This window comes from Amycolatopsis sp. PS_44_ISF1 (assembly GCF_032335455.1).
Lineage (GTDB): Bacteria > Actinomycetota > Actinomycetes > Mycobacteriales > Pseudonocardiaceae > Amycolatopsis.
In genome coordinates this window covers 1,785,840-1,802,854 of record NZ_JANUXO010000001.1, presented here as the reverse complement: position 1 = coordinate 1,802,854, position 17,015 = coordinate 1,785,840, and the positions used below count along the sequence as shown (strand labels likewise).

Genomic DNA, 17,015 nt, shown 5'->3' with positions numbered 1-17,015 from the left:
ACGTCGTTGGTCAGGTCGCAGCAGCCTGCTCGACGCTGTCCACCCCAGGCCGATCGATGAAGAGAAACCCAGGGTCAATGGTGTCGGTGTCCAACCGGCTGTGGGGCCGACTGCGGGTGCGATAAATCCTGGGCCGCATGATCGCCCGCAGAATCGCCCGTTGAGCCGCCCGGTCCAAGGCTGCGAACGCCTGCCGCGCGTCGGGTCCGATCACCCCGGCCAGCATCGGCGGTAACGCCGTCCTCTCTGCCTCCCTCTCGGCCTTCGCAATACGCTCCAGCAGACCAGTCTCAATGTCGATGAAGCTCGGACGCGAGACCCGCCCAGCGATCACGTCCACCTTCCAGCCCTCCAACTCCGCCCGTAACCCTCGTGCCTCATCGGCGGCAGTGGCAGCTTCGCCCCGCGAGGCGTCCAACCGGAAAAGCGCGACCGCGTCACTGCGTTCCAGCTGACTCATCGCCTGATTCAGTAGCCACGCATCGAGACGAACCCGATGACGTGACACATGACCATTCGGGCACCGATAGATCGGCCATTTTCCGTTCTTAGGGGTCTCTCTTGTCCCCACCCCGGCCTCGCAAATTCCGCATCGTGCGATGCCGGACCAGAAGTGTTTCACCCGCGACCCGTCCCTGACGTGCCTCCGCCCACTAGCGGTTAATATCGCTACCAGTTTCGTGCGCTCGTCCGGTCTGATAATCGCCTTCCACCGCGCCTGGACCGGCACTTGTACCGACTTACCCGACTCGTCCATCGTTTCCACCATCACCGGCTCACCTCGGTGAACCGTGATACCGGCCGCAGGCTTCGACAAAGCAATATTGCGGACCTTATGCTCGTCCCAAAGCGACGCAAAAATATAGGGTATGCCATCTCGGTTTAATTCCCGGGCCAGTTCCTTCGGCGACTCACCGCCTGCGACCCGCGCCACCAGACTCTCAATCAATTCGCCATTCTCCGGCGATAGCCGAGCCAGCAACCGCCGCCACTCATGCTCGTGCTGATGCTCCTCGACCAGACCGCGGACCAACCGGACTTCCCAGCGGCCTTCCCGTGCGCACGGCACACCAGTCTCATTCAGTTGCCGTGCGATCCACGACAGGCCCTTGCCGTCCAGGCACCAGCCCACGATGCGCCGTACCACCTTCGCCTGCGCCCAATGGATGTCCTGACCCATAGACTCGCCAGTGGACGGATCGAACCGGCGCACGTAGCCGTAAGGCAATGGCCCCGCGTACTGACCCGATTTAGCCCGCTTACGCTTGCCACGCCGGACGTGCCCGGACAGGTTGTCCGAAGCCCCCTCGGCCTCCAGCGCATCCCTGGCAGTGGTTTTCCGGTCGGCCGGATCAGTCATGTCATAGATCCGGCCACCGTAGGCCCAGAAGGCGCCCATTTTGATGCAAATTCGGCGCAGCTTGACGTAGACCTCAAGATCTCTCTGTGCCCGCGACGGGTCGAACGTCCACAACAGGTTTACCCGGCCCGACCGCAGCGCCTCCAAAGCCTGCTCGTAGCCCTCCCGAACCTCGGTCGCATACATCGAGGCCGACAGGTCGTTGTCGCTGAACTCCCCAGCATCAACGATGCCGTACTCATCGAAAAATTCGTCACCCTCATCTCGCTGAGACCCCAGTGAGATTCGACGTCCCGACGCATCCTGCGATGCCCTTAGATACTTGATCCCCACCAGCGTCGTCTGTAGCGCACGCTGGTTCTTCGCCCATTTTGGCAACTCAGAACCGGTCATACAACTACCCTAAGACTGAAGGTCTCCTCGGCCGCGTGCACGGGGTGCGCGCCGGCACGAAGCTCCGCGACCATGGTGCGGAGAACGGTTGACATCCGCTGGGAGCGGGTCAAGGCACGAGTTACTTCCTTTCTGCTGCGCCATTCCTGGCGGAATGCGATGCTGACCAGCAGCGTGGCGACCGCGCCGCCCAGGCCGATCAGCGGAAGGGCGATGAGCGTCGGCATCAGCCAGCGCCAGCGTCGGACCAACGACGGCAGCGCTCGTGTGTTGAGTCGGAGACGGGCCGGCGGCTGCAGGCGGCTCGGGAGCTCCGGCCAGCAGAGCAGCCCGATGCCGAAACAGAAGAGGGGCCACGGGGTGATCACGGCGCCTCCTCTCGGAAGAGGTCGCGGTCGGGTGTCCAGCGGCCGGCCCGCCAGACCGGGACGGCCTCGACCACGCCGTCGACCGGGCGGAGAACCGCCACTTCGGCGAGCTTGCGGTTTCCACCGGCGGCGCGGCGCATGTGCAGGACGATGCGGACGGCTGCGGCGAGCTGGCTGTGCAGCGCCGCGCGGCCCAGGCCGCCGAGGGCGGCCAGTGCTTCGAGGCGGGCGGGAACCTCGGCCGGAGAATTGGCGTGCAGGGTGCAGGCGCCGCCCTCGTGTCCGGTGTTCAGCGCGTTCAGCAGTGAGCACACCTCAGCGCCGCGGACCTCGCCGACGACCAGGCGGTCCGGACGCATCCGCAGGGCTTGGCGGACCAGCTCGGGTAGTTCGACCGCCCCGGCGCCCTCCACATTGGCCGGGCGGGCGACGAGGCTGACGAACTGCGGGTGCGCGGGGTGCAGCTCACCCGCGTCCTCGACGCAGACGATGCGCTCCGATGCCGAGACCGCGCCCAGGAGCGCGCCGAGGAGAGTCGTCTTGCCGGCTCCGGTGCCGCCCGTGACGAGAAAGGCCAGCCGACGCGAGAGGACGGAGCGCAAGATGCGGGCGCCGGAAGCGTCGAACGCACCAAGCGTGCGGAGCGAGTCGAGGTCGTGGGTCACGGGGCGGAGAACGCGTAAGGAGAGGCAGGTGCCGTTCGCGGCGATGGGAGGCAGGACGGCGTGGAGGCGGATGCGGGCGCCTTTGCCGGGGAGCCAGCCGTCCACATACGGCTGGGCGTCGTCGAGCCTACGGCCCGCGGCGAGCGCGAGCCGCTGCGCGAGGCGGCGCACGGCTTCCTCGTCGGCGAACCGGACGGCCGAGCGGCTGAGGCCTTCGGGACCGTCGAACCAGACCTGATCGGGTGCGGTGACGAGGACGTCCGTGACTGCCGGGTCTTCGAGCAACGGTGCGAGCGGGCCCGCGCCGACGAATTCGTCGCGGGCCTGGCGAACCGCGTCCAGGACTGCGTCGTGGCTGAGCGCGCCGCCGGCCTCCGCCCGCACCGCCTCGGCGACGGCCACCGGATCGGCCGGACGGCTCTCCCCGGCCAGCCGGTGCCGGACTCGTTCGACGAATTCGGTGGTCATGATTCGGTGGTGAACCGGTCGTGGGCCGGACGGCTACGCGGGACTGTCGCGAGTGGACGACGGGCCGTAGCGCTCTGGTGGGTTCTGGAGTGGGTGGGTGACGGCATCGAACTGGCTCCGGGGTCGGGAGTTGAACGGTGTGGGCCGGGGTTATCCGGAGTTATGCGGCGGCGTAGCCCGGTGAGACGGGGGCGTGGTCCTGCGCGGCGGCGAGGATCGCGCGGGCCGTAGTGGTCAGGGGGCCTCGGGGGTGCAGGGCGAATTCACCGGTCTCCAGGGACTCCGCCAGACGGCGTTCGGGCGGGAGGGTGGCCAGCAGGGGCGGGCCGAGGAGGGCTGCGGTTTTCGCGGGAGACGCGCCGGTGATCGAACGTCCACTTGCGACCACTGCCAGGTGGTCGGAGTGAGCGGACAGGCGGCGGAGGACTTGCTTGGCCGCCATGCAGGCACGGAACTCCTGCGGGACGACCAGCACGACCAGGTCCGCGGTGGCGCTCACCGTCACTGCCCCTTCGCCCAGCGAACGAGGCAGGTCGCAGACCACGGTTCGCCCGGCTCGACGGCCGGCGGTCACGACGGCGGACAAAGCGTCCGGCGACGGACCGGCGCCTTCGCTACCGCACGAGAGCACCGGAAGCGCACCGCTGGAGGGCAGCGCCTCGACGAGCCTCGGGATCGAGACGCGACCGGTCAGGCGTACCTCGGGCCAGCGAAGTCCCTCCGTCTTCTCCAGGCCCAGCAGCAGGTCCAGCCCGCCGCCGAGGGGGTCGCAGTCGACCAGTAGCGCCGGCGACGAGCGCACCGCTTCGAGCGCGACGGCGGCCGCGAGCACCGACGCACCCGCACCTCCACGACCGCCGACCACGGCGATCACCGGGCCCGGCGGGCCGGCTGGACCGTCGACCACGTCGGCGAAGGCGGCGATCAGCTCGTCCTCGCCGTCCGGCAGGCGGACGACCTTGTCGGCGCCGACGGCGACCGCACGACGCCACGTCTCCTCCCCCGGCGTGCCCTTGCACACCAGCAGCACTCCGGCGCGGCGACGGAGACCGACGCGGACGATCGCGGCCTCCTCGTCCAGCACCACGAGTGGCGCGTGGGCCCACCGGGCGCGGGCGGCCACCAGGTCGGGCTCGCGGTCGAGTTCGCAGCCCGCGACCGCGGCCACCCGCAGGATCTCGTCGAGCACCGTCTCATCAGTGGCGATGACGAGCGGACGTTGCGTGGCCATGGTCCCTCCCCGGGAATAGTGGGCCGGACCACCACCGTCGCCGAGCGCTCGGGTCCTCCGCAATGACCGTCGGGCCGATCTGTGGACAACCGGGATCCTGTGGACAACTTCGGCGGTGGATTTGATTCGAGCGTGGGATTGTCGGGGTGATGCGGGAGGATCCGCCCCAGGGGGGCGTGGGTATTTCGGAGCGGGCCGGGTGGGGTGGCGATAGTCCGAGATTGGGTTGACATGGAAAGAAAATCGTGTGAGATCGAGGTGGTGTGGAGGTTCGGGGGATGCCGAAGGGGCTGGGATGGGCGGAGGGGGACTGGCGGGGGTGAACAGTAAGATGGGTGCGCTGGATTTGGGCGGAGTAGCAATTTTGAGGCGATTTCCGAAAGTCCGGTGCGGCTGACCGGACCGGGCTCGCGGGTAGGTGCGTAGGGTGGGAAAGCGGCCGTCTGTGGTAGCTCAGGTAGTGGACCGTGCGCACCGGCTTGGGGAGTGCGGTGGTGCCGTGATTCGAGCCGGTGGAGGCGGATAGCAGGCGAGTCGAGCAGAATCCGGAATCTGGCACGATCGTGGAGTAGTCCCGGTCAAGGTGAGAAAACGGGCGTGCGTAAAACGGGGCCTACAGGGGTTGAAAGAGGCGGAAAGCGTATTCCGGAGCGAAATAGAGGGCGGCCCTCGCCAGGGGGGAGGGACGAGGGCCGCCAAAGGGCTCAGCCCCGGGGGGTCGGACTGAACCTGGCCCGGTCGGACACCGGACTCCTCCACTGTAGCTCCGCCGGGCGCCGGTTGGCGCGTTCGGCGACACCTACGATTCGGTAACGGCATCCGAGGCCAGAAGTGCTGTCCTGTCATGGATTTTCGCACCGGGTGGGCGCGTCGGTGGTCGATCAACGCAATCCTGTCGGCCCCTTCTCCTATCCTGATCACGTGGCCGAACCCAGCAGCGCGCCGCCGCGCGAATCACGTCCCCCAGAGCCCCCGCGCGCCGTCGCGGCGTTCTTCGATCTCGACAAGACGATCATCGCTTCTTCCAGTGCGCTGGCGTTCAGCAAACCATTGCTCAGAGAAGGTCTGATCAACCGGCGGGCGGCGTTGCGGAGCGCGTACGCGCAGCTCGTCTTCTCACTCGCCGGGGCCGACGCGGACAAGACCGAGCGGATGCGCGCCGAGGTCTCCGCACTGTGCGCGGGGTGGGACGTCGCCCAGGTTTCCGCGATCGTGCAGGAGACCTTGCACGACGTCGTCGACCCGCTGGTCTACGTGGAGGCCACCGAGCTCATCGGCCAGCACCTCGCCGACGGACACGACGTGGTGGTCCTCTCGGCCACCGGGGAGGAAGTGGCGGCGCCCGTCGCGGCGATGCTGGGGGCCACGCGCTGTGTTGCCACCCGCATGGAGATCGCCGGGGGGCGCTACACCGGTCAGGTCGATTTCTACTGCTACGGCGACAACAAGGCCGTCGCCGCCAAGCAGCAAGCTGCGACGTACGGGTACGACCTCGCCGAGTGCTATGCGTACACCGATTCGAGCACCGACGTCCCACTCCTGGAGGTCGTCGGACATCCACACGTGGTGAATCCCGACAAGTTGCTGCGCCGGGAGGCCGGTGAACGCGGCTGGCCGATCCTCGCGTTCGAGCGGCCCATGTCCCTGCGCAGCCGGATTCCGGCTCGCTCGGCGGGGATGGTGGCCCTCGGGGTCGGCGCCGTGGCGGCCGGCGCGACCTGGTACGGCCTGGGTCGGCGACGACGGTCCCGGGGAGTCCGGGAGTGAGCACTCGCCCGGCGGTACCGGACGGTAGTTTTCCTGTGCAGCCAACGATTATCCGTCGCGCAGGGTTCTCCTGTCACTAGATCGAGCCTCTGTACCGGTGCACCCGTACGCGCACTTGAAGTGACCGGGCTCACGGCGTAGAAAGAAGGTGCGGACGTTGAGTCGGCCAGGGCAGAGGTAGAAGAGAAGCCTCTGCCACCCCGAGCAACCTCCGTGCGCGGACTCCGGGTACCCACGCGCAGCACGCCGCGGGAGGCTCGTCGTCTAGGGACTGCGTACCGGGACGCCGGACGCCGAGTCCATGAAGGTACGACCAGAGTTGCACGCTTGGTCGCCCGAGATGTTCCGCGCTTGACTGGCGGCGCCCGTTGGCCATTGGCTGACGGGCGCCGCCAGTGTTTGCGGGTATGGCCAAGCTGTCCGGGGACGCATGAAGGGTGCGTGACACGATCTTCGGCGCGATTCGCCCGCGGAGAGGGCCGGGCTGCTGGCGAGTTGGACCGCAGTGGCCATGATCGGGGCAGGGTGGAGTGGATCGCGGCCTGGCCGAGCGGGAGGCGGCTTGGTCGAGCGGCAGGTGGCGTGGATCGCGGGCCTGGCCGAGCAGCGCGGGCCTGGCCGAGCAGCGCGGGCCTGGCCGAGCGGCAGATGGCGTGGGCTGCGAGCCTGGCCGGGCGGCGGGTGGCGTGGGCTGCGGGCCTGGCTTAGCGGGAGACGGCGTGGGCCGCGGGCCTGGCCGCATGGCGGGTGGCGGGTGGCGGGTGGCGGGTGGCAGATGGCGGGTGGCGGGTGGCGGGTGGCGGGTGGCGTGAGCTTGGCCGAACGGCGGGCGGGGCGACCTCGGTTGCGGCGGTCGTCATCGCGGGAGTTGGGTGGGTCCACCCGTAGGCCCGGCGGTCCGGCGTGGCGGTGAGAACGACCGCAAGAGGGGCGGCGCCGCGCTGGTTGTCAGTGAGGAGTAGGCCACGAGAGTGTGCCCGCGCTCTCGGGGAGGACAAGAACCCCTGATCAGCGCGGTGATTCCTGCGCTCGGCCGATGGACAACGCCGGGCGCGGTGAGTAGCTTCCCGATACCGGCGCTTCCGAGTGGACTTCTGACCACCGCGGGCGCACGACACTGGGAGGCCATCGTGACGACCCGACTCGCGCGCCCGCGGAGGATTCATGCGCTTGCCGTACCCCTGGCCGGACTGGTGGCGTTCGGTGGTGTCGGCGCCGCGGCCGGGACGACGGAGCGGCAGCAGCCGATGAGTGCGGACGTCCGGCTCGACGCGGCCGCGGGGCAGGCGATGCGCGGTATGAGCCTCGAGGAGAAGGTCGGCCAGCTGTTCGTCACCTGGGTCAACGGCCAGTCCGCCGATGAGGTCAACGCCAAGAACCAGGCGGACTTCGGGGTTGACACGGCGGCGCAGGCGGTCGCGAAGTACCACCTCGGCGGGGTCATCTACTTCAACAACGACAGCCGCGACAACTTCGACAGCCCCACCCAGGTCGCGAAGCTCTCCAATGGGCTCCAGCAGGCCGCCATCTCCAGCGGCGCGCACATTCCGTTGCAGATCGGCACCGACCAGGAGGGGGGCACCGTCACCCGGATGGGCGCGCCGGCCACCGAGTTCCCCAACTCGATGGCCATCGCCGCCGGCCGGGATCCCGGCCGGGCGGACCAGGCGGCCACGATCATCGGCCACGAGTTGCGCGCGGTCGGCATCAACCAGGACTTCGCGCCCGACTCCGACGTCAACTCCAACCCGGCCAACCCGGTGATCGGGGTCCGCTCGTTCTCCGGGCAGCCGGGGCTGACCAGCCAGTTCGTCACGTCCGAAGTCCAGGGCTACCAGGACTCGGGGCTGCCCGCGGCCACCGTTTCGGCCACCGCGAAGCACTTCCCCGGACACGGCGACGCCGCCACCGACAGCCACACCGGGCTGCCGCGCATCGACCGGACCGAGCAGCAGTGGCGCGCGATCGACGTGCCGCCGTTCAAGGCCGCCATCGCCGCGGGCATCGACTCGATCATGAGCGCGCACATCCAGTTCCCGAGCCTCGACCCGTCCGGTGAGCCCGCGACGCTGTCGAAGCCGATCATCACCGGGAAGCTGCGCGGCGAACTGGGCTACGACGGCGTGGTCATCACCGATTCGCTGGAGATGCAGGGCGTGCGCGAGCTGCACAGCGACGCCGAGATCCCCGTCCTCGCCCTGCAGGCCGGCATCGACCAGCTACTGATGCCGGTACACCTCGACGTCGCGATCAACGCCGTGCTGGCCGCCGTGAAGTCCGGCGAACTGCCGATGCGGCGGATCGACCAGAGCGTGCTGCGGGTGCTCAAGCTGAAGCTCAAGCGCGGGATCCTGTACGCGCCGTTCACCGACCCCGCCGCGATCCCGCAGAAGGTCGGCACCCCCGCCCACCTCGCCACGGCGCAGGGCATCGCGGACCGCTCCGTCACCGCGATCGCCAACGACGCCGGTGTGCTGCCGCTCAAGCAGAAGCCCGCGACCGCGCTCGTCACCGGCTGGGGCGTGACCAGCACGCAGACGCTCGCCGGGAAGCTGACCGCGCACGGGACCAGGGCCTCGGCGCTGCCGACCGGGCAGACCCCGTCCGACGACCTCGTCACGCAGGCCGCCACCGCCGCGAGGAGCGCCGACCTGGTGGTCGTGCTGACCAACAACCTCGGCGGCTTCCCCCGGCAGAACCAGCTGTTGCAGGCACTGATGGACACCGGAAAACCCGTGGTCGCGGTCGCCGCGCAGATCCCGTACGACGCCGGTTACGCCAACCCGGTGCCGACCTGGCTGGCCACCTACGGCTACATCGGGCCGTCGCTGGAGGCGCTGGCCAAGGTGGTCCTCGGCGAGACGAAGCCGACCGGGAAGCTGCCGGTGGACATTCCGGCGGGCGCCGACACCCAGACCGTCAAGTACCCCTTCGGCCACGGGCTGACCTGGTGACCATCGACCGCAGGCGCTTCCTCGCCGTCCCCGCGCTGGCCGTGCCCGTCCTCGCGGGTGGGTCGGCCGTCGCCCGCGCCCAGCCAGCAGCCCAGTTACCGGCTCAGCAGCGGTACCCGCGGGTCCTCACCGGAGCCGAACAGCTGGCCGCCCAGTCCTGGCGTCCGCTGGCCGGTCGCAAGCTCGGCGTGCTGTCAAACCCGACGGGCGTGCTGGCCAACGGCGATCACATCGTCGACTCGATGGTCGCCGCGGGTGTCCGTCCCGTGGCGGCCTTCGGGCCCGAGCACGGCTTCCGCGGCAGCGCGCAGGCCGGCGGCTCCGAAGGCGACTACACCGACCCGCGCACGGGCATCCCGGTGTACGACGCGTACGGCGCCAGCGCCGCGAAGCTCGCGACGCTGTTCACCAAGGCCGGACTCGACACGGTCGTCTTCGACATCGCCGACGTCGGCGCCCGCTTCTACACCTACATCTGGTCGCTCTACACCGCGATGGTGGCGGCGGCGAAGATCGGCGCGGCCTTCGTGGTGCTGGACCGGCCGAACCCGATCGGCGGCCGGTCGGCCGGGCCGGTGCTCGACCCGAAGTTCGCCTCCGGTGTCGGTCTCAAGCCGATCGCGCAGCAGCACGGGATGACCGTCGGGGAGCTGGCCCGCTTCTTCGCCGCCGAATTCCTGCCCGCCGAGGGCGGGCGGCTCGATCACCTCGAAGTCGTCCAGGTCCGCGGCTGGCGGCGTGACACGTTCTTCGCGGACACCGGCCAGCGCTGGGTCCTGCCGAGCCCGAACATGCCGACACCGGACACCGCGCTCGTCTACCCCGGCACGGGCCTGTTCGAGGGCACGCTGTTCACCGAGGGCCGCGGCACCACCCGCCCGTTCGAGATCATCGGTGCGCCCGGCCTCGACTGGCGCTGGCGCGACGCGCTGGAGCAGCAGCACCTGCCCGGTGCCGCGTTCCGCGAGACCTACTTCGTGCCCACGTTCGGCAAGTTCGTCAACGAGACCTGCGGCGGGGTCCAGCTCACGGTCACCGACCCGCGCTCGTTCGACGCGATCCGCACCGCCGTGACCATGTTCGTCACGGCCAGGCGGATCGCGCCGAAGCAGTTCGGCTGGCGGCCCGACCTCGCCATCGACAAGCTGTCCGGCTCCGACCGGCTGCGCACCATGGTCGACGCCGGCGCGAACGTCGAGGAGATCACCGGCGCCTGGCGGGCCGAGCTGGCCCAGTTCGACCGGACCCGCCGCCGCTACCTGATCTACCGCTGAGGAGACCGCCATGCGTGCTAGAAAAGTGCTCGTCGCGACCCTGAGCGCACTGGTCGCGGCCGCCACCTTGACCAGCGCGGGAGCCGCCGCCATCACCGACCACCACGACCCGCTGGCCGGGCGCTTCGACCGGCCCCGCACGGGGTTCGCCTCGCCCGCCACGACGCTGCGCGAGGGCAGGCCGTCCGACGTCGGCCTCGACCGCCGGCCGATCCGCGACGCCGAGCAGTTCCTGAAGAACTGGACGCAGCCGGACGCGACCGGGCACCCGCACTTCTCCGGCGCCGTGGGCCTGCTCGCGCACGACGGCGTGGTCGTGGACCGGTACGCCGTCGGCGGGGCCCTGCGCTACGCCGACGCGAACGGCACCGAACTGCCCCCGGACCAGCAGGTTCCGATGCGGGACGACACGATCTTCGACCTGGCCTCCATCTCCAAGCTGTTCACCTCGATCGCCGCGCTGCAGCTGGTGGAGCGGGGCCAGGTGGACGTGGATGCGCCGGTCGCGCGGTACCTGCCGGAGTTCGCGGCGAACGGCAAGGCCGCGGTGACCGTCGAGCAACTGCTCACGCACACGTCCGGCTTCGACGCCGACCCCGTGCCCTCGCTGTGGCAGGGCTACCCCGACATCCCGTCGCGCCGCAAGGCCGTGCTGGACAGCCCGCTGAAGAACGCGCCCGGCACCACCTACCTCTACTCCGACCTGAACCTGCTCAACCTCGGCTTCCTGGTCGAGAAGGTCGCCGGCGCGCCGCTGGACCAGGTGGTCCACGACCGGATCACGGCGCCGCTGGGCCTGACCGACACCGGGTACAACCCGCCCGCGTCGAAACTGGACCGGATCGCCGCCACCGAGTACGAGTCGAACCCGCCGCGCGGCCTCGTGCGCGGGCAGGTGCACGACGAGAACGCGTGGTCGCTCGGTGGTGTGGCCGGCCACGCGGGCGTGTTCTCCACCGCGGGCGACCTGGCCGGGCTCGCCCAGGCCATCCTCAACGGCGGCGCCTACCGCGGCCACCGGATCCTCCGGCCGGACACGGTCGAGTCGATGCTGACCAACTACAACCAGAAGTTCCCGGACGACTCCCACGGCCTGGGCTTCGAGCTGGACCAGCCCTGGTACATGGGTGCGCTCTCCTCGCCGGTCACCGCGGGCCACACCGGGTTCACCGGGACGACGCTGGTGATCGATCCCGAGTCGCGCTCGTTCGCGCTGCTGCTCACCAATCGCGTGCACCCCACCCGCAACTGGGGCTCCATCAACACCGCGCGGCAGGTCTGGGCGACTTCACTGGCCAAGGCCATGGCCGTGAGGCCCGTCGAAGGCCGCGACGCCTGGTACGCGGGCCTCGGCGACAGCGCGACAGCCACGCTGAGTACACAGCCTCTGGCGCCTCGGGCCGGCGGACCACTGCACGTGGCCTTCTCGGCCTTCGTGGACACGGAGGGGCCGAGCGATCCACTACAGCTCGAATCGACCACCGACGGGGTTTATTGGCAACCGGTTCAGCTCCGGGCCACCGGCCCGGGTGCGCCGTCCGGCGAAGTGACGTCGCTCTCCGGGCACGGGCACCGCGCCTGGTGGCGTGTCACCGCCGACGTGCCGGCGACCGGCGTTACGACCCTGCGCTGGCGTTACAGCACCGATCCGGATTACACCGGCCGCGGAGTTTCCGTCGACGGTGTGAAAGTCACCGAACGCGGCCGGACGGTGCTCGATGGTGAGCGGAACCCGGCCGCCCTGACCGCTTCCGGCTGGGTTCTGACCAGCCGGTGACCGGATCATCACCGGGCGTTCACTTCTTCGTCCCGCTGAGCGCCGAACCCACCCTGACGTAGCGACACTGTGTTGCCAAGTCGTTAGCTTGAGCTCGTTAACAACCACGACCTGGTTAGCGACTTTCTTGACAACGATTAATCGCAAATCGAAGTCCGCAGACACGGACGGGTCGCGATCCTGCTGAAGGATGTGGGTAGCCTTGTCGCAAATGCCAACGGTTGGTGACTTTCCGACGGTGGACGGTGCCGAATCGGTAATCGTGGCGGTACCGTCCGAGCCCATCGCAGCTCAGGCCACCGTGCGTGACGCGGACTCGAGCCCGCTGGTCCGCATCCGGTCGCTGCTGCCGGGTCTGGCGCGCGCCGAGCAGCGGGTGGCTCAGGTCGTGCTGGAGAACCCGGCCGCGGTGGCCAGACGCAGCATCACCGAGGTGGCGCTGTCCGCCAACACCAGCGAGACCACGGTGACCCGCTTCTGCAAGGCGGTCGGCGTCGGCGGCTACCCGCAGCTTCGCATCGCGCTCGCCGCGGACACCGCCCGCACCGAGGCGCGCACCACGCGCAACCTCGGCGGCGAGATCGGCCCGGACGACGACCTGGCCGCGGTGATCGGCAAGGTCAGCTTCGCCGACGCGCGCGCGGTCGAGGAGACCGCCGAGCAGCTCGACGTGGCGACCATGCAGCACGTGATCGAAGCCCTCGCCGGCGCCGGCCGGGCGGACGTGTACGGCGTGGGAGCCAGCGCCTTCGTCGCCGCCGACCTGCAGCAGAAGCTGCACCGCATCGGCCGCGTCTGCTTCGCCTGGTCCGACACGCACATCATGCTGACCTCGGCCGCGGTGCTGAGCCCGGGCGACGTGGCGATCGGCGTCTCGCACACGGGCGCGACCACCGACACCGTGGAGGCCCTGCGGGTCGCCCGTGAACACGGCGCCATTACCGTCGCGGTGACGAACTTCCCGCGCTCCCCGATCACCGAGGTCGCCGACTACGTGCTGACCACGGCGGCGCGGGAGACCACCTTCCGCTCCGGGGCCACGGCGAGCCGGATCGCCCAGCTCACCGTGATCGACTGCCTGTTCATCGGGGTGGCCCAGCGGCACATGGACGCCTCGGTCAACGCGCTGGACGCGACGAGGGACGCGGTCGGCTCGCACCGGCTCGGGGTCAGGCCCGACGGTCGCCGCCGTCCGCGGGAAACCGGTAAGTGAAGCGAGAAGTGAGGCGCATGATGTCCGTCCCCTGCCAGGCGGTGCACGTCGATTCGCCGACCGAACAGCGCAATCCCCGCACGACCGACATCGACCTGATGTCCACGATGGGGATCCTCGGCGCGATCAACGCCGAGGACCGCCGGGTGCCCGACGCGGTGGCCGCGGTGCTGCCGGAGCTGGCGCGCGCGGTGGACTACGCGGTCGAAGCCCTGCGCGGCGGCGGGCGCGTGCACTACGTCGGGGCCGGCACGTCCGGCCGGCTGGCCACGCTGGACGCGGCCGAGCTGGTGCCGACCTTCAACGTGCCTTCGGACTGGTTCGTCGCCCACCATGCGGGGGGCGCGAAGGCCCTGCGCCAGGCCGTGGAGAACGCCGAGGACGACGACGAGGCGGGCGCGGCCGAGCTGTCCGCGGTGGTCCGCTCCGGTGACTTCGTGCTCGGCCTGGCGGCGTCCGGGCGCACGCCGTTCGTGCTGGGCGCGCTCGAGGCGTCCAGCCGGGCCGGCGCGCACACCGGTCTGGTCTCGGCCAACCCGAGGGCGGCCAAGCCGGCCGGGGTCGACGTGCTGATCGCCGTGGCCACCGGGGCCGAGGTGCTCGCGGGCTCCACGCGGATGAAGGCGGGCACGGCGCAGAAGCTGATCCTGACCGCGTTCTCCACCGCGACGATGATCAAGCTGGGGAAGACCTATTCGAACCTGATGGTCAGCATGCGCGCGACCAACGCGAAGCTGCGCGGGCGGACGATCCGCATCCTGCAGGAGGCCACGGGCATGACCATGGCCGACTGCTCGGACGCGCTGACCGAGTCCGGCGGTGACCTCAAGACCGCGCTGGTGCACCTGCTGTCCGGTTGCGACGTCGGCCACGCCGCCGAAGCACTGGCGGCCAACGGCGGGCACGTGCGCAAGGCGCTGGACGCCCTCCAGCTGCGAGCCGGCTGACCCAGAGCCAACGGCGAAACCGCGCAGGGGCGCGGCGAGCTGCGAAGGCCTCCTTCACCGCGTCGGACGCGGGCGAGGAGGCCTTCGTGGCGTCCGAGGCGCAGCGGACGCCGTTGCGGTCCATCTGGTCGGCTGCTTAGCCTTTCAGCGGTTTCACCGAGAGGAACGGGCGGGCGATGGGTGAGGCGGGCACCGGCAGGCAACCACGGCTGTCCCGGGCGGAATGGGCGTCGATCGCCGGTATGGCCGGTTTCGTCCTGCTGCTGAACCTCGTCGGCTGGGGGCTGCTCGTGCTGGTCATCGCACCGCGGCACTACGCGCTCGGGACGGCCGGCGGGTTCGGGATCGGGCTCGGCGTCACCGCGTTCACCCTCGGCCTGCGGCACGCGTTCGACGCCGATCACATCGCCGCCATCGACAACACCACCCGCAAGCTGATGTCCGACGGCCGGCGCCCGCTCTCGGTCGGGTTCTGGTTTTCCCTCGGGCACTCGACGATCGTGTTCGCGCTGTGCCTGCTGCTGTCGCTGGGCGTGCGCGCGCTGGCCGGGCCGCTGGAGGACGGCTCCTCGACGCTGCACGAGACCACCGGGCTGATCGGCACGTCCGTCTCGGGCGTGTTCCTCTACCTCATCGCGGCCATGAACCTGGTGGTGCTGGTGGGGATCGTCCGGGTGTTCGCCAAGGTGCGCCGCGGCGAAGTGGACGAGGCCGCCCTCGAACGCCAGCTCGACCACCGCGGCTTCCTGAACCGCCTGCTGAGCGGCGCGACGAAGGCCGTGCGCGAACCGTGGCACATCTACCCGGTGGGCCTGCTGTTCGGGCTCGGCTTCGACACCGCCACCGAGATCGGGCTGCTCGTGCTCGCGGCGGGCGCGGCGGCGTTCGCCCTGCCCTGGTACGCGATCCTGGTGCTGCCGATCCTGTTCGCCGCCGGGATGAGCCTGTTCGACGCGGCCGACGGGGTGTTCATGAACTTCGCCTACGGCTGGGCGTTCGCCCGGCCGATCCGCAAGATCTTCTACAACCTCACCGTGACCGCGCTGTCCGTGGCGGTCGCGCTGGTGATCGGCACCATCGAGCTGGCCTCGATCCTGGCCGACCGGCTGGGCATCACCCACGGCCCGCTCGCCGCGATCGCCGAGGTGGACCTGGACTACGCTGGTTTCGCCATCATCGGCCTGTTCGTGCTGACCTGGCTGGTGGCGCTGGCGGTCTGGCGGTTCGGCCGGATCGAGGAGAAGTGGTCCGCGCGGCTGACCGAGTCCTAGTCACCCGGCGTCCTGGTCACCCGGCCGCCGAGGAGATGCCGCGGGCCTCGTTCGCCCCGGTCTCGAACGCTTCGCAGCAGAACAGCAGCCACGCGCGCACGCCGTCTTCGGTGCCTTCGGCGAACCCGGCGGCCAGCTCGACGTACTTGGGCACGCGCCGGAAGAACGCCACCTCCGGCACGGTCAGCGCCTTCGGGTCGAGACCCGTCGCGATCATCGAGAGCCGGGCCGCCGCGCGGGCGACCACCCCGTCCGCCGTCCCGAACGGCCGCAGCGCCAGCAGTTCCCCGTGCACCACGGCCGTGAGGACCGGGCCGGGCACCGACGTCGCGCCGGTGACGAGCTGGGCCAGCAGCTCCAGCCGTGAACCGCCGGTGCGCGGGCGGCCCAGCGCGTCGGAGTCCTCGACGAGGTCCGAAGCCGCGAGCACGTGCAGCCGGGCCAACGCCTGCAACGGCGCGCGGCGCCAGGTCGGCAGCACCGCCTCCAGCGACTCGGCGACCCGCAGGGCGCCGGCCAGCAGCGGATCCGTCACCTCTCCGCCGACCGGCAGTTCGGGATTGGCACCGTCGATGCCGGCCGAAGCGCGCGCGGCGCGGACCGAGGCTTCGGCCGCCGTCTCCGCTCCGCCACGCAGGTTCGCGGGCAGCCGGTGGACGGCGAACACCGCGTCCTGCGCGGACTTCGCCGCCGTCGCGACGCCTTCGAGGGCCAGCAGCGGCTTCAACGGGTCGGTCATGCGTCCAGCACCTGGCCCGCGCGCTCGACCACGGGCGGCAGCACCGACCACGGGAAGTTGATCCACCGGTCGGTCCGGCGCCACACGTACTCGGCCTTCACCGTCGAGTGCGGCTTCTCGTAGATCACCGCGCAGCGGACGTCGGCCACGTGGTCGGCGCAGAAGTCACGGACCAGCTTGAGCGTGGCCCCGGTGTCGGCCACGTCGTCGGCGACCAGCACCTTCTTGCGGCTGAGGTCCACCACGTTGGGCACCGGCGGCAGCATCACCGGCAGGTCGAGGCGCTGGTCGACGCCGGTGTAGAACTCGACGTTCATCACGTGCAGGTTTTTCACGTCCAGCGCGTAGCCGAGCGCACCGGCGACGAACAGGCCGCCGCGCGCGATGGAGAGGATGAGGTCGGGGGCGAACCCGTCCGCGGCCACCGCCTCGGCCAGCTCCCGGCTGGCCGAGCCGAACAACTCCCAGGTGAGGTCTTCCCGTTCTCCGGCCATCCCCGCGCCCTCTCGCTAGATCGTTCCCGCGAGCATAAGCACCGGAGAATTGGACTTTTCACATGATCGAAAAATGGCTATCGTGGGAAGCCAC

13 protein-coding genes are annotated in these 17,015 nt (G+C 70.0%); 7 read left to right on the top strand and 6 right to left on the bottom strand.

All coding sequences use genetic code 11. The features are described 5' to 3' along the window. Positions 1–10: 10 nt before the first annotated feature. The 4 genes from NYF13_RS08135 to ssd all read right to left on the bottom strand — a co-directional run bounded on the left by NYF13_RS08135 (position 11) and on the right by ssd (position 4,485). Positions 11–1,753: a recombinase family protein gene (locus NYF13_RS08135; RefSeq protein WP_315655358.1), complete on the bottom strand. Its 1,743-nt coding sequence runs from the start codon at positions 1,751–1,753 to the stop codon at positions 11–13. Continuing rightward, complete coding sequence (locus tag NYF13_RS08130) at positions 1,750–2,121, bottom strand: hypothetical protein (RefSeq protein ID WP_315655357.1); 372 nt, start codon at positions 2,119–2,121, stop codon at positions 1,750–1,752. The genes NYF13_RS08135 and NYF13_RS08130 overlap by 4 nt, the downstream gene beginning before the upstream one ends. After that, the gene (locus NYF13_RS08125; protein WP_315655355.1) at positions 2,118–3,254 is read right to left on the bottom strand and encodes a TadA family conjugal transfer-associated ATPase; all 1,137 of its coding nucleotides are present in this window, start codon (positions 3,252–3,254) and stop codon (positions 2,118–2,120) included. Before NYF13_RS08125 ends, NYF13_RS08130 begins: the two co-directional genes overlap by 4 nt. 160 nt (positions 3,255–3,414) lie before the next feature. After that, the gene (gene ssd, locus NYF13_RS08120) at positions 3,415–4,485 is read right to left on the bottom strand and encodes a septum site-determining protein Ssd (protein WP_315655354.1); all 1,071 of its coding nucleotides are present in this window, start codon (positions 4,483–4,485) and stop codon (positions 3,415–3,417) included. Positions 4,486–5,406: 921 nt separating this feature from the next. On the opposite strand from ssd, the gene NYF13_RS08115 reads away from it, so the two are divergent. The 7 genes from NYF13_RS08115 to NYF13_RS08085 all read left to right on the top strand — a co-directional run bounded on the left by NYF13_RS08115 (position 5,407) and on the right by NYF13_RS08085 (position 15,688). Next, entirely contained in the window at positions 5,407–6,252 is an 846-nt protein-coding gene (locus NYF13_RS08115; protein WP_315655352.1) for an HAD-IB family hydrolase, read from the top strand. 1,130 nt (positions 6,253–7,382) lie between these two features. Further along, positions 7,383–9,206: a glycoside hydrolase family 3 N-terminal domain-containing protein gene (locus tag NYF13_RS08110; RefSeq protein WP_315655351.1), complete on the top strand. Its 1,824-nt coding sequence runs from the start codon at positions 7,383–7,385 to the stop codon at positions 9,204–9,206. Next, positions 9,200–10,480: an exo-beta-N-acetylmuramidase NamZ domain-containing protein gene (locus NYF13_RS08105; protein WP_396287255.1), complete on the top strand. Its 1,281-nt coding sequence runs from the start codon at positions 9,200–9,202 to the stop codon at positions 10,478–10,480. The genes NYF13_RS08110 and NYF13_RS08105 overlap by 7 nt, the downstream gene beginning before the upstream one ends. Before the next feature lie 10 nt (positions 10,481–10,490). Next, positions 10,491–12,257, top strand: a complete 1,767-nt coding sequence (locus tag NYF13_RS08100; protein WP_315655349.1) for a serine hydrolase — start codon at positions 10,491–10,493, stop codon at positions 12,255–12,257. Between the two features lie 301 nt (positions 12,258–12,558). Then, complete coding sequence (locus NYF13_RS08095) at positions 12,559–13,470, top strand: MurR/RpiR family transcriptional regulator (protein ID WP_396287253.1); 912 nt, start codon at positions 12,559–12,561, stop codon at positions 13,468–13,470. Positions 13,471–13,487: 17 nt separating this feature from the next. After that, positions 13,488–14,417, top strand: coding sequence for an N-acetylmuramic acid 6-phosphate etherase (locus NYF13_RS08090; protein WP_315655346.1), 930 nt, complete (start codon positions 13,488–13,490; stop codon positions 14,415–14,417). 176 nt (positions 14,418–14,593) lie between these two features. Next, entirely contained in the window at positions 14,594–15,688 is a 1,095-nt protein-coding gene (locus NYF13_RS08085; RefSeq protein WP_315655345.1) for a HoxN/HupN/NixA family nickel/cobalt transporter, read from the top strand. A 16-nt stretch (positions 15,689–15,704) separates the two neighbouring features. Here the strand turns inward: NYF13_RS08085 and NYF13_RS08080 are convergent, their stop codons facing one another. Together NYF13_RS08080 and NYF13_RS08075 are read right to left on the bottom strand one after the other, a co-directional pair. Further along, the gene (locus NYF13_RS08080) at positions 15,705–16,427 is read right to left on the bottom strand and encodes an oxidoreductase (protein ID WP_315655344.1); all 723 of its coding nucleotides are present in this window, start codon (positions 16,425–16,427) and stop codon (positions 15,705–15,707) included. Continuing rightward, positions 16,424–16,921 (bottom strand): phosphoribosyltransferase, encoded by a 498-nt coding sequence (locus NYF13_RS08075; RefSeq protein WP_315655343.1) that lies wholly within the window; start codon positions 16,919–16,921, stop codon positions 16,424–16,426. The genes NYF13_RS08080 and NYF13_RS08075 overlap by 4 nt, the downstream gene beginning before the upstream one ends. Between the last annotated feature and the right edge of the window lie 94 nt (positions 16,922–17,015).